Source organism: Rhizobium sp. OAE497, from assembly GCF_040546565.1.
GTDB lineage: Bacteria > Pseudomonadota > Alphaproteobacteria > Rhizobiales > Rhizobiaceae > Rhizobium.
Window position 1 is genome coordinate 665,339 of sequence record NZ_JBEPOA010000003.1, and the last position, 12,295, is coordinate 677,633.

At 58.7% G+C, this 12,295-nt stretch carries 12 protein-coding genes and 1 pseudogene; 9 read left to right on the forward strand and 4 right to left on the reverse strand.

The features are described from left to right. Positions 1-934: 934 nt before the first annotated feature. From ABIE40_RS29870 to ABIE40_RS29890, 5 genes are all read left to right on the forward strand, one after another. A complete protein-coding gene (locus tag ABIE40_RS29870; protein WP_112720127.1) occupies positions 935-1,762 on the forward strand; it encodes a transporter substrate-binding domain-containing protein in 828 nt (275 codons plus the stop codon). Between the two features lie 69 nt (positions 1,763-1,831). Then, complete coding sequence (locus tag ABIE40_RS29875; RefSeq protein WP_199629795.1) at positions 1,832-3,112, forward strand: NAD(P)/FAD-dependent oxidoreductase; 1,281 nt, start codon at positions 1,832-1,834, stop codon at positions 3,110-3,112. Between the two features lie 26 nt (positions 3,113-3,138). Continuing rightward, positions 3,139-4,110, forward strand: a complete 972-nt coding sequence (locus ABIE40_RS29880) for an amino acid ABC transporter permease (protein ID WP_112720125.1) — start codon at positions 3,139-3,141, stop codon at positions 4,108-4,110. Then, positions 4,100-4,984: a DMT family transporter gene (locus ABIE40_RS29885; protein ID WP_199629794.1), complete on the forward strand. Its 885-nt coding sequence runs from the start codon at positions 4,100-4,102 to the stop codon at positions 4,982-4,984. The genes ABIE40_RS29880 and ABIE40_RS29885 overlap by 11 nt, the downstream gene beginning before the upstream one ends. A gap of 17 nt (positions 4,985-5,001) precedes the next feature. Further along, the gene (locus ABIE40_RS29890) at positions 5,002-5,748 is read left to right on the forward strand and encodes an amino acid ABC transporter ATP-binding protein (protein ID WP_199629793.1); all 747 of its coding nucleotides are present in this window, start codon (positions 5,002-5,004) and stop codon (positions 5,746-5,748) included. 66 nt (positions 5,749-5,814) lie between these two features. Here ABIE40_RS29890 and ABIE40_RS29895 read toward each other — a convergent pair whose 3' ends face one another. Together ABIE40_RS29895 and ABIE40_RS29900 are read right to left on the reverse strand one after the other, a co-directional pair. Then, positions 5,815-6,627, reverse strand: a complete 813-nt coding sequence (locus ABIE40_RS29895; RefSeq protein ID WP_199629792.1) for a PfkB family carbohydrate kinase — start codon at positions 6,625-6,627, stop codon at positions 5,815-5,817. Positions 6,628-6,711: 84 nt separating this feature from the next. Beyond that, positions 6,712-7,725 carry an SIS domain-containing protein gene (locus ABIE40_RS29900; protein WP_112720121.1) on the reverse strand — a complete coding sequence of 338 codons (1,014 nt, stop codon included), beginning with the start codon at positions 7,723-7,725 and terminating at the stop codon, positions 6,712-6,714. Positions 7,726-7,950: 225 nt separating this feature from the next. On the opposite strand from ABIE40_RS29900, the gene ABIE40_RS29905 reads away from it, so the two are divergent. Next, a complete protein-coding gene (locus ABIE40_RS29905; RefSeq protein ID WP_112720120.1) occupies positions 7,951-8,682 on the forward strand; it encodes a GntR family transcriptional regulator in 732 nt (243 codons plus the stop codon). A gap of 102 nt (positions 8,683-8,784) precedes the next feature. Here ABIE40_RS29905 and ABIE40_RS29910 read toward each other — a convergent pair whose 3' ends face one another. Then, entirely contained in the window at positions 8,785-9,120 is a 336-nt protein-coding gene (locus ABIE40_RS29910; protein ID WP_130279654.1) for a hypothetical protein, read from the reverse strand. After that, a complete protein-coding gene (locus tag ABIE40_RS29915; RefSeq protein WP_199629791.1) occupies positions 9,117-9,476 on the reverse strand; it encodes a hypothetical protein in 360 nt (119 codons plus the stop codon). Before ABIE40_RS29915 ends, ABIE40_RS29910 begins: the two co-directional genes overlap by 4 nt. 500 nt (positions 9,477-9,976) lie before the next feature. Here ABIE40_RS29915 and ABIE40_RS29920 point away from each other — a divergent pair, with 500 nt between their 5' ends. From ABIE40_RS29920 to ABIE40_RS29930, 3 genes and pseudogenes are all read left to right on the forward strand, one after another. Beyond that, entirely contained in the window at positions 9,977-10,768 is a 792-nt protein-coding gene (locus tag ABIE40_RS29920; RefSeq protein WP_199629790.1) for a type IV toxin-antitoxin system AbiEi family antitoxin domain-containing protein, read from the forward strand. Further along, a pseudogene (locus ABIE40_RS29925) lies at positions 10,755-11,672 on the forward strand (nucleotidyl transferase AbiEii/AbiGii toxin family protein). Before ABIE40_RS29920 ends, ABIE40_RS29925 begins: the two are co-directional and overlap by 14 nt. Before the next feature lie 158 nt (positions 11,673-11,830). Beyond that, complete coding sequence (locus tag ABIE40_RS29930) at positions 11,831-12,022, forward strand: hypothetical protein (RefSeq protein WP_199629809.1); 192 nt, start codon at positions 11,831-11,833, stop codon at positions 12,020-12,022. Positions 12,023-12,295: the final 273 nt, after the last annotated feature.

Genomic DNA, 12,295 nt, shown 5'->3' on the forward strand with positions numbered 1-12,295 from the left:
GAGGACGGCGAGGTTCAGGTTGCTGAGGATGTCGATAAGAACGAGACTGTAATCGGGTTCGTTTTATCGTCGCCGCGATGAAATGACGGCATCGCAGTTGTTCGCCGGTCAAGCGCATACGAAGGCCGCGTTTCTTGGGTGGTAGCCGTATTTCGGGTGGTGATCGCTGCCTCGTTATCAAGCCTGCGCAGTTAGCCGGCGGGTTCTCAAAAAATGCGGCGCAGTTCTATGGCTCAAAAAAAACCCACGTGAGGGTCAAGCGTACGCGCCAACCTGCAGCAGAACCGGCTCAGAACTTCTCCAATGGGCCCACCTCATATCGACGATTTGCCGGGCATCGTCATAAACGGCTGGCCCCCTGAAAGGCGCCAAGCACACCGACCGCGTCACCGTACACGGACACACTCTCGGAGGACAACATCCCCGAGCGCCGACTGGCTCAGGTTACGCCTTTTGCTGCAAGAAGTGTTTGTCCGAAATATGGAAGACACTCAAGGTCATGCAAAAAATCCGCGTCAGACGCCGGCACATGTGGACCTTCTCTCGAGGGTGTTTTGCGCTTTTGAGCTACAAGCTCCTACCTCGCTACAATCTTACGGTTGCTCGAATTGTCGAGGAACCCGTTAATTGTCGCCGGCGAGCAACATCCGATCGAATGCATTACGATGAGGCCTGGGCCAGGCGGACTACGGCCGCATATCGACATTAGCCGTCGAGGTAATCTGCAGAAGGCGGCGGTTGTCCGATGACCGGATATATGGCCCCGGTGACCAACATCGGGGTGTGCATTCCCATTCGTAAGCGACATGGGGTAGTGCTCAAGATTCATCAACTCGGGGAAGGGGAGGTCTTGACACCCCATAACCGATGCCATCTAGTGGTGTTGTCAGACATCTTACATAAACGGAACGAGGGCTGACGTCTTGGAGGAAATATGAAAAAATCGTTGAAGAGCATGGCGATCGGCGCGGTCGCGCTCGCCATTGCTTCCGTTGCTCATGCCGGTGCGACGCTCGACCGCGTTATGTCGAAGAAGGCCATGGTCGTTGCCACTAACAGCGGCTGGCCCCCGCAAAGCTATCTTGATGATAACAATCAGATGGTTGGCTTCGACATCGACGTGTCGCACGAAATTGCCAAGCGCCTTGGCGTCGAGGTCAGTTTTGAGACGCCTGATTGGGCGACGCTTACCGGTGGACATTGGCAGGGGAGGTATGACGTCGGCGTTGGCTCCGTTACCCCGACCAAGGCACGCGCCCAGGTCATCGACTTTGCCGGCATCTACTACTACAGCCCCTATGTCTACGTTGTCCACAAGGACAGTCCGGTCAAGACCGTGTCTGACCTCAATGGCAAGGTGATCGGTGTCGAGACCGCCACCACTTCCGAAGACTTCATGCGTCACCAGTTGCAGATCGATGCCCCCGGCTTGCCGCCGATCGAGTACAAGGTCACTGCTGGCGAGATCCGCACGTTCGCCGATTCCATGCTGCCCTTCGATGACCTGCGCCTTGGACCTGGCGTACGTATCGACGCCGTGGTAGCGCCGGAGCAGACGGCGAAGAACGCCATCAAGAACGGCTACCCACTGCGCGTCATTGAAGGCGAGTACGCGTTCCGCGAGCCGCTCGTCGTGATTGCCGAAAAGGGCGACGCCGAATGGACCGCCAAGATAGGCGAAATCATCAAGGCGATGAAGGCCGACGGCACGCTCGGCACCTTGACCAAGAAGTGGTACGGCGCCGACTACAGTGCTGACTAAGCGAGACTGGGCCCGGGCGATCTTGCTGCCCGGGCCCCTCCATTTGCCGTTCGTCCTGAAAGAGCCACCATGTCCTACCCTGACACCTACTACCGCCGCACCATGACAGACACCACCGTTCGCCCTGCGCTGAGCGGCCCGACAGAGTGCGACACGGTGATCGTAGGCGCGGGCCTTGCCGGCCTCACCACGGCGCTGCAGCTTGCGCGCGCTGGCGTTTCTGTCCTGGTGCTCGAAGCTGAATCCGTGGGCTTCGGTGCTTCCGGTCGCAACGGTGGTTTCGTCAGCGCCGGGTTTGCCACAGACAATTCAGCGATTGCGCGCGTCGTCGGCGACGAGGCCGCCAAGAATATCCATCGTCTATCTGTCGAAGGCGTCGAGTTCGTTCGTGACACCATCTGCGATCTCGACATCATCGATGCCAACCCGCAGCGCGGCATCATCAGCGCACTGCGCTACGACGGCGGCGAAAGCCTCAAGCTGTATGCCGAGGAAATGAACCGCGACTACGGCAGCGAACTGGAATTCATGGATCGCGATCAGGTTCGCACCGTGCTGAAGTCTGAGCGTTACTTCCAGGCATTGCGCAGCGAGAAATCCTTCCACATGCATCCGCTCAATTATCTGAGGGCCGTGGCGGCGGAAATCGAGCGGCTGGGCGGGCGCATTTATGAGAACTCGGCCGCAATTGACTGTCAGCTTGCCAGCGCCGAAAAGATTGTAACGACGGCCGGCGGGCGGGTCAGGGCGCGTCGGACCGTTCTGACCACCGGCGGCTATACGGGTCGCCTCGTGGGCAGGCTCAAGCGCTCATTCCTGCCGATTGCAACCTACGTGATGATCTCCGAGGAAAACCCGGAACTGATCTCCACGGCAATCGCCACGTCCTGCGCAGTGGGCGACAATCGCCGCGCTGGAGACTACTACCGGCTCGTGGACGGAGGCAAGCGTCTGCTGTGGGGCGGTCGCATCACAACGCGCGCCGCATCGCCTGGCGCCCTCGCGCGTCAATTGCGCCATGAGATGGTCGGCACCTATCCGCAGCTGAGCGGACTGAAGACAGAGCTCGCCTGGTCGGGCCTGATGTCCTATGCCCGCCACCTGATGCCCCAGATCGGCGAGATGATGCCAGGGGTCTGGCATTGTACCGCGTTTGGGGGCCATGGCCTCAACACCACGGCAATCGGCGGCAAGGTGGTCGCCGAGGGCATTCTCGGGCAATCCGACCGGTACCGCCTCTTCCAGCCCTTCGGACTCGTCTGGGCCGGCGGCGTTGCGGGGCTGGCGGCGGCACAGCTTACCTATTGGAAATTGCAGGCGCAGGACTGGTGGCGAGAGAGAGCCGCCTGAAGAAAACGCCGCGGGAGAAAATCCGAATGTTTGGAAGATTGATACTGAACTATCCGGATGCCACGAGACGCACGGGCATCCTTCTCATGCTGGCGCTGCTGTCAGCACTTTTCTATGCGCTCGGCGTCAGCTCGGCCTGGATCGGCAAGCTCCTTCCGGTCGCCATCGGCTGGGTCTCTGACAGCCCTCAGACAAGCCGCGTCGTTTCGGCAGTCCTACTCTCGCTCATTATCGCCGTCAACGTCAGGCTTCTGCGGCTTCTTTCTCGGCGCCACCAGATCGTCGGTGTCTGGGTAGAGCTTTTCGCTTTGCTGATGATGTTCTTTTACTCATTCGATCTGTCCTTTGCTTTCATCGCCAAGAAGATTGGCTTCCTGATCACCCAGGGCGTCACGACAACACTCTACATCTCGGCGATCTCGATCGTTATCGCTACGGTCATTGCGCTTGCCGGTGCGATCGCAAAACTCTCGAAGAACGGCGTTGTGTATGGTCTTGCGACCTTCTACACCTCGCTCTTTCGCGGCCTGCCGCTCCTGATGCAGATCTATATCATCTATCTCGGCCTGCCGCAGGTCGGATATGTCATCGGCGCCGTTCCAGCCGGCATTCTGGCGCTCTCGCTTTGCTACGGCGCCTATATGACGGAGATCTTCCGCGCCGGCATCGAGAGCATTCCGCGCGGCCAGTCGGAAGGTGCTACCGCCCTTGGCCTAAGTCCCAACCAGACGATGTTTCTCGTTATCCTGCCGCAGGCGATGCGCGTCATCATTCCGCCGACGGGCAACCAGTTCATCGCCATGCTGAAGGACTCGTCGCTGGTTTCCGTCGTCGGTGTGTGGGAAATCATGTATCTCGCCCGCACCCAAGGCCAAACGGAATTCCGCCACATCGAAATGCTGATCACCGCCTCGATGATCTACTGGCTCCTGTCGATTAGCCTTGAGTTCCTCCAGGCCAGGATCGAAGAACGTTTTGGCCGCTTCAATGTCCGATAGCATCCGGTCGGCGTCGGCAGTTGGGACCGGCGCCAACGCCAACTTGCGGGCCGCAGCCATTGTCATCACCGCCTTTGCAGCCTTTTCCGGCACCGACGCGCTCGTCAAACTTTTGAGCGCCGAGTTCCGGGTTCCGCAAGTCACCTTCCTCATCACCCTGGCGGCGCTCCTCCTCGTCAGCGGCCGCGCAGTATTCACCCGCCGGCTGGGCGAACTCGTACCCCGGCAGCCGGGACTGGCGCTGATACGCGCGCTGTTGCTTGCTGGTGATACGCTGCTGATCCACTACGCGTTTGCAGCGCTGCCTCTAGCTGAAGCTTATGTCCTTGCTTTCCTCTCTCCGGTTCTTGTTGCCATTCTGGCCTTCGTCTTTCTTGGCGAACGGCTGTCGCTGATCGGATGGCTTGGTGTGGGGCTCGGCTTTGCAGGCGTCGCGGTGGCGCTGCGACCGGGTGCCGGTGCGCTCAATTTGGGCCACATGGCGGCAATCGGCTCCGCTCTTCTCTTTGCGCTCTCGCTCGCGTTGTTGCGGAAGACGAAATCCGAGGAATCCGACGATGCGCTCGTTGCAACAATGCTGGTGATGCTGACCGTCACGGCCTTCATTGTTGCGATGGCGACAGGCGGGTTCGATGCCATCGGACCGGGCGCGCTGCTGGTCGCTGTTCTCGCTGGAACCCTGCTTTACGTCGGCCATGCTCTGTTGGTGCGGGCCTTCCGTATCGGCGACGCGTCGGTCGTTGCAGCCTTCCAATACAGCCAGATTGTCTGGGGCTGCCTCTACGGAGCAGTGCTGTTTGGTGCTCCGATTGAAACTTACACCATCGTCGGAGGTGTCATCATCATCTTCTCCGGCTGGCTTGTGCTCAAATAGTCTAGGGAGAATATGACTTGACGTTCAATCCGCGGCCTGAAATCGAGCTTACCGGTGTCAACAAATGGTACGGCGAATACCACGCTCTGAACGAGATCAACCTGACGATCCGCAAGGGTGAGCGCGTCGTTATCTGTGGCCCCTCGGGGTCGGGCAAGTCGACGCTGATCCGCTGCATCAATCGTCTTGAGGTGCATCAGCGAGGCCGTATCGTCGTCGCAGGTACCGAGCTTTCGGAAAACGAGAGGAATATCGGCGACATCCGCCGCGAAGTCGGGATGGTGTTCCAACACTTCAACCTCTTCCCCCACCTCACGATACTTGAGAACTGCATTCTGGCTCCCGTCTGGGTTCGGAAGATGGACAAGAGGAAGGCGACGGAAATCGCCATGCACTATCTCGAGCGTGTGCGCATTCCCGAGCAGGCGGGCAAATATCCGGGCCAGCTTTCCGGCGGTCAACAGCAGCGCGTCGCCATTGCCCGGGCTCTCTGCATGCAGCCGAAGGTCATGTTGTTCGACGAGCCGACCTCGGCGCTTGATCCGGAGATGGTCAAGGAAGTGCTTGAGACCATGGTGTCACTCGCCGAAACGGGAATGACCATGGTCTGCGTCACCCACGAGATGGGTTTTGCCCGTCAGGTCGCCGACAGAGTGATCTTCATGGACCGCGGTGCGATCGTGGAGGAGGCAGCGCCTGCTGCGTTTTTCGACAACCCGCAAAACGACCGCAGCAAGCTCTTCCTCAGCCAGATCCTGCACTGAACCTGAAAGGTGCGGCAGATCGAATGACCTGCCGCCTTCTTGTTGTTGTCGCTGTTTGCGGAGAAGCTATAGCGGCAGCGGTTGCTGGGGAAATCCGCCAACATGGGTGCAGGTGATGGCCGCGCAGTCGCGGCCTTGCTCCAGGCAGGCGACCAGCGGCTGCTGTGCCACGAAGGCCGCCAGAAATCCAGCGATGAAGCTGTCGCCCGCGCCGGTCGTATCCACGACCGTGACCGGCGCGATTGAGGATTCCCCGAATTCCTCTCCGCGACGCGCCAGCGCACCGTCACTCCCGCAGGTGACGACCGCACAAGCGGCGCCATTCGCAAGCAGATAGGAAAGCAAGCTGTCGGCCGGCGCGCCGCGTGCGCCAGCCGAGGCAAAGGCCACGGTCAGGCCAGCGACGCCGAGGTTCTCCGGGTTAGCGTTGACGGAAATATCTTGGGACAGGCTCACGCCTTCGCTCGAAAGCCTGCGTCGCAGTTCACCGGCGTCATCCAGCCAACCGAGATGCACGTGGTCCATGGTCTTGAGGACAGCGATGTCCTCCTCGCTCGGCCTGTAACCGGCGCAGGTGCCGAAATCTTCATAGGCAATAATCCGGTCGCCGGAGGGGGTCTGCTCAATGTTGGTATAAGCGGTGTTGCCTGGACGCAGCTGCAAACACGACGTTTCGACACCGTTATCTTTCAATGCCCTCGTCGTGCGCTCACCATCAACGTCTTTGCCAACCGCTCCAAAATAAAAGGAACTGTGTCCAAGACGAGCAAGCTGTACTGCGACGTTCACGGCATTACCGCCGATCAGCGCCTGGTTGATCGGCGGCTGGAAACGGTCCACGCAATTGTCGCCAACGGCTGCGAAACGAAAATGCGCCATTCTAGGTCTACCTTTGATGCTGGGCTTTACGCCGACGAAAGCCGCGAACACGATCGTGTCGCGGCTTGCGCTGAGCTTAGCAGATCAATAAGCGACGCGCTTGTAGTAGCGGCGCGTCGTCAACGGATGATTGCGCATGACTTCAAGATGCGCGCTAATCCGTTCCAAAACGGTTGCAAGCAGGATCGGCGATACGAGCGCCCTGACATCCGCCGATATGCCCGGGAGCTCGAATTCGGCGGTATCCAGAACCGTCAGTTTATCCGTATAGTTCGGCACGAAATTTTCGACGCGTTCAGCCAACGCACGATAGGCATCCTCGCCCTTGAAGAGGATGACACTGACATCCTTCTCGACCAGCTCCAGCGTTCCGTGGAAGAAATCGGAGGCGTGGACCGGGCGGGTACGGATCCACTGCATTTCTTCCAGAATGCACATGCCGTAATAGAAGGCTTCAGGCCAGACATTTCCTGCGCCGGTGACGATGTGGTAGTCCGAGCCGGCGAAGGCTTTGGCGTAAGCCTCCGCCTTGCTCTCGAAGGTCCGCTTCACTTCCAGAAGCAAGGCTGGCAGCTGCGTCAGTTCTGCTTTGAGCTGATCATAATTGGCGATCTCGCCACGGTGTTTCATGATTGATAGCGCGATGAAGAGCGACTGCAGATAAAAGGATTCGCAGGAAGTATCGTCCTCGGCGAAGTTCACGAAAACATGGTCCCCACCCTTGCCGAGAGGCGTCTCCTCGTGGCCGACCATCGTCAGCACCGTCGCACCCACCTCCTTCAGCTTGGCCAGCAGCGCGACACTTTCCTTCGTCGTACCCGAAAGCGAAGGCATGACGACGATAGATTGTTTGGTGAGATTTGCCGACCCGCCGACGAAGAGTTCGGCGGTGAGATCAAGGAATGCCGGGAAGCGCGACCTGCGCTGTAGCAGCTGGGCAGCCGGTTGCATCAGGATGCCCGCGCCCCCAGTGCCCAGGAAGAAGATGTTGTCGGCTCCGGCCTCAAGGCAGGAGGAGATCACATCGTCGATGCGGGGGGCCAGGCCTACAGCGCCATACTGGATACGCAGGAACCGCTGCTCGTCGAAATTTAACATGTAACTCTCATCGGTTGATGACGCCGTATGGCGTCGTTTCGGAAGCGCGCTTTCAATGTTGTAAGACAACTGACATCTTCCGTTGCGGGTGTCAAGCGAGCTCCAGGGTCAGGTCAGCCGCATTAAAGTGATTGGCAGCCCGCGCGGCTCGACAGGAACGCCTTGACCTGGCAAAATTCGTCAGACAAGAAAAAGGACCATAATGGAACCAAGTGAGGCATTGGATTGGACGATTCCATTCGCGATACGCGCACCATTGTCATCCAGCTGCGCGACCGCATCGCCGAGCTTATCCGTGACAAGGGCTTGAAGCCCGGTGACAGATTGCCGACCGAAGCCCAGCTGACGGCGCGTTTCAATGTCTCACGGCCAGCCCTTCGGGAAGCTTTAAAGCTGCTCGAACAGGAAGGGGAGATATACGTCGAGCATGGCCGCGGCCGCTTCGTTTCAGCGATCTCCGCAGTTCAGGTTGACCGTCCGATCACGGTCTTTGAAAGCGTCACCGACATGACGCGAGCCTATGGCTATAAGACGATCAATAAGGTCCTGTCGATTTCGGAGGAGGAGCCGCAAGCGACAACCGCAAAGCACCTGCAAATTGGCGACAAGGATCGCGTCATCCGTATCGAACGCCTGCGCCTCGAAAACGATGAGCCCATCATGTACTGCGTCGACTACGTGCCTCGCAGCATCATTCCGATGCGTCTCTATGACATCGACTGGAGCGGCTCGTTGCTGTCGCTGCTCGATCAATACAAGCAGCGTCCCCGCATGTCCTCGGCTTCGGTTAGTGCCGTCATGCTTCCCGAACATGTCATCGAACGCCACGATCTGAGGGATTTCGGGCCTGCGCTGCTGATCACCGAGACCTGCTTCAACGCTTCCGGCGTGCCGGTGATCTACGCGATTGACTATCACCGGGGCAGCCACTTTTCCTTTAGCCTCGTGCGAAAGTAGACAAGCTCTTTCGAAGATCACCCGGGCATGTCGACATCGTCCAGCCGGTTTTTTGCTTTGTCTCCTGCAAGGGTTTCCCAGGCCTTGCGAGCGGCAAATGTTTCAGCTTCTCAGGCCTTCGAACCAGTCGGCGTAAGGAGTGTTCTTGACCAAATGTCGATTTAAGTCCGGCGCTCCATCTGTCCACCAGACGGGTCCGCGCTCCCCTAGCGCAATCTTTGCGGCGTTAACTGCTGTCCTTGCGGTGTGAAGCTCATCGGCTCGTCCGACGGCTTCCTTAACGGCCCTCCTTGCCGACATCAGTTTTGACACGAGGAGCTTTCGCTCTTCTTCAGGCAGACGGGGATTTGTCTTTCTCCAGAGGCGTCCGCGAACGATGATGTAACGGCCGTCGGGCGTCTCAAGGAACGCCTTCTCATGAACCTGTTTTGCCGTCATCCGTCTTGTCCGCGAAGATCGACGCAGCGCAGCCGGTAGCCTCCAGTGACCATCGTTCCGAAGACTTCGGTTTCGTCGGCGCGCCTGAAACGGTCGACGCTAGACTGCGTTCGCAGACCATCGCGCCAGTTTCTATGTGTGGTGAAAGCATTGGCGTCATCCCACGTGCGCGGTATGCCGTCTGAACGGACAAGAACCACGTCCTGGCAGCAGAACTCAACGGGCCCGACGTGTAGACGATCGTCGATCATGTGAACTCCGGCAAGAAGAGGTGAGGCGATGCCGGACAGGTGGGGCGCTCGGCTGCCATTTCGTTGGCCATCACGGGAAATCGGAAAAACCGTGATGTTCACCATCCCTGTCACGTCCGATTGACACGGCCCGCGCTCGGAAAGGGGAATGTCGATGAGCCGACATGGTTCCGAGCAAAACAATTTCCACGGGCAAGAAACAAGGAAGGGCCCTCAGGGTCACCCATGACCGTGAGCGCTCATATGTTTCATTCGGACGCCCCCGAGTGGTCCACGTCTTCGGCACCAAGCGGCTACGACCGAAATGGTTACACGACTTCATCCCGTGCCTCAGAACCCGCTAACAGCAATCGCAGTTGGCTCGTGACAGCGGGCACTCGGTCGGTAAGATGCAGAGGTTAACGGGTCTTGAGAGAACCTTAGTTGATTTTGCTCTCCTCGCGTATAACGGCTTGTAAGCGGCCCGGCTCGGTCGGCTCGCTTGTTTCTCGTCGGCCGTGCATTGCTAGTTTGAATATTAGGTTTTTTTGCCTACCGTTGATGGGTCGAAAATGCGAAACTTCGAACTTGCCCGCAGTTTGGACTCATGCTAATTTTACCTACTAATGGTAGGTCAAAAAAACGAAAAGATAAACCAACTTCGCCGCCTGGTCCCCGAGGGGCTGGTGGTTGACACCGCGTGGCTGGAAAAACACGGATACCGTCGGCAGTGGCGCGAAAAATACGTGGCGCAGGGCTGGCTGGAAGGTGTCGTTCGTGGCGTCTATCAGCGACCGACCGGCAACGTTGATCAGGCGATAGCCTGGCAGCGCGTGATCATCTCGCTCCAGCGACTTCTGGGCAAATCCGTGCACGTAGGCGGCCGCAGTGCCCTCGAGCTACAAGGCCTGACGCACTACCTCCGCTTTTCAGGCAAGCCAGAAATCCACCTCTATGCCTATGGCAGTCTGCCTGGCTGGGTAGAGCGGATACCGACCGACGCTCAGTTCGTCGAACATAAGGCAGACAAGCTCTTTGATGCCGACGCACCTGGAAGGACGCGCCTGGCATGGGGACACTGGGGGTGGGAGCTTCATGTCTCCGCGCCGGAGCGAGCATTTTGCGAGCTTCTCGACCTGCTCCCATCCCGGGAGACGTTTCATCAAGCGGACGTCCTAATGGAGTCGGTTCGCACTCTAAGCCCGAAGCGGGTTCAGGCCGTGCTGGAAGCGTGCCGCAGCGTAAAGGTGAAGCGGCTGTTCCTCTGGTTTGCCGAGCGGCACGCCCATCCATGGCTCGGCCGGCTCGATCTCAAACGTATCGACCTCGGTCGTGGCAAGCGCCAGATCGTGGTCGGCGGGCGGCTGGACAGCAAGTATCAGATCACTGTGCCGGAGACACTCGATGCCGGCGTCTGAAGCCGATCGCGCGCAAGTCTGCCTCCTTGTTCGAGTTCTTCCGCTCGTTGCAGAGGAGAACGTCTTCGCAGTGAAGGGTGGCACGGCCATCAATCTTTTCGTTAGAGACCTTCCACGTCTGTCGGTCGATATCGATCTGACCTATCTGCCGGTCGAAGATCGCGCGACTTCTCTCGCCAATATCGATGCCGCCATACGGCGGATTGCTGCCCGAATAGCCGAGAATGTACCGCGCAGCCGCACCCAGGCCGTGCCGCTGCACAGCGAAGGCGCTGCAACAAGGTGCTGGTTACCTCCGACGGCGTACAGATCAAAATCGAGGTGACGCCTGTCATTCGTGGCTGCGTCTACTCTCCCGAGACACGGGCGGTTTGCGACCGGGTTCGAAGAGCTGTTCGGATATGCCGAGGTGCCTGTTGTGTCCTTCCCGGACCTCTACGCCGGCAAGATCGTCGCAGCCTTGGATCGGCAGCATCCACGAGATCTGTTCGATATCAGGCGTCTGCTCGCGAATGAGGGAATATCCGATGAGCTGCGGCGTGCCTTCATTGTCTACATCCTGAGCCACAACAGGCCGATGGGCGAGGTCTTGGCGCCGACGCGCAAGGATTTGCGCCACGAGTTTGACGCGGGGTTTGCCGGCATGACGGAAGAGCCCGTGACCCTGGAGGCGCTGTACGATGCTCGTGAAGCTCTAATCGCAGAGGTCGTTGGCAAGATGCCTGCCGAGCACCGGCGCTTTCTTCTTTCCTTCAAGGCTGGCGAGCCAGAGTGGGACTTGCTAGGCGTGCCTGGAGCCGCGGACTTGCCGGCGGTGCGCTGGAAAGTCGACAACTTGGCCAAACTTTCGGAGGGCCGACGCGAAAAGCTGTTGTCTGATCTCGGGCGGGTGCTTGCGACATGAGATACGGAGGAGGGATGGGGAACGCCGAAGTGAAAAGGAACAAGACCACGATCTGCAAGCTATGCTCTGCAGTAGCTGGCTCTCGGGCTGCAGCACTGACGATGTGGATTGCCAGAACGTCATAGCTTGCAAACACAGCCGAGATGAGAGGATAATCCATGGTCCGTCTCTTCGTCGGCGTTACGGACAAGGCCTGGTTCGATCAGTTGAGCGCCTCTGTTCCGCATGACGAAGTCGGACAAGCGGTTGAAGATCCGTTGATTGCCTCCCTCAATCTCGCTGACAACGTTTCAAAGCTTTCGTTCAGCGAAATACTTAGTGCGGCGGCTAGAGTCCTAGCCCGGAAATGACAGATGGTTTGCGCGATCTGATAGTTGCGAATAGGTAGCGAACTCCTCGCCCGAGCAAGAACTCCGCTATGTGCTGCACGATCACTCCGCGGCCTTGCGGTCGTTCATTGGCAAACTCGACCGAGCTTAATCACCTTCGGGCCATACGTCTGCATGGTGGGCAATTGCAATTAACCGCGGATCTCGACCTGTCGAGCGCAGCCTCGTCCTTCTACGCTTTTCGATCCCGTCCTCTCTCAAAGCAGATCTTCCCCAGGGCAAGCAGAATGGTAC

Coding starts and splice junctions, on each gene's coding strand:
- ABIE40_RS29885 (WP_199629794.1), top strand. CDS start 4,100: ATGTCCGATAGCATCCGGTCGGCGTCGGCAGTTGGGACCGGCGCCAAC.
- ABIE40_RS29915 (WP_199629791.1), bottom strand. CDS start 9,476: ATGGTGAACATCACGGTTTTTCCGATTTCCCGTGATGGCCAACGAAAT.
- ABIE40_RS29900 (WP_112720121.1), bottom strand. CDS start 7,725: ATGTTAAATTTCGACGAGCAGCGGTTCCTGCGTATCCAGTATGGCGCT.
- ABIE40_RS29870 (WP_112720127.1), top strand. CDS start 935: ATGAAAAAATCGTTGAAGAGCATGGCGATCGGCGCGGTCGCGCTCGCC.
- ABIE40_RS29875 (WP_199629795.1), top strand. CDS start 1,832: ATGTCCTACCCTGACACCTACTACCGCCGCACCATGACAGACACCACC.
- ABIE40_RS29920 (WP_199629790.1), top strand. CDS start 9,977: ATGGTAGGTCAAAAAAACGAAAAGATAAACCAACTTCGCCGCCTGGTC.
- ABIE40_RS29895 (WP_199629792.1), bottom strand. CDS start 6,627: ATGGCGCATTTTCGTTTCGCAGCCGTTGGCGACAATTGCGTGGACCGT.
- ABIE40_RS29910 (WP_130279654.1), bottom strand. CDS start 9,120: ATGACGGCAAAACAGGTTCATGAGAAGGCGTTCCTTGAGACGCCCGAC.
- ABIE40_RS29930 (WP_199629809.1), top strand. CDS start 11,831: ATGGTCCGTCTCTTCGTCGGCGTTACGGACAAGGCCTGGTTCGATCAG.
- ABIE40_RS29880 (WP_112720125.1), top strand. CDS start 3,139: ATGTTTGGAAGATTGATACTGAACTATCCGGATGCCACGAGACGCACG.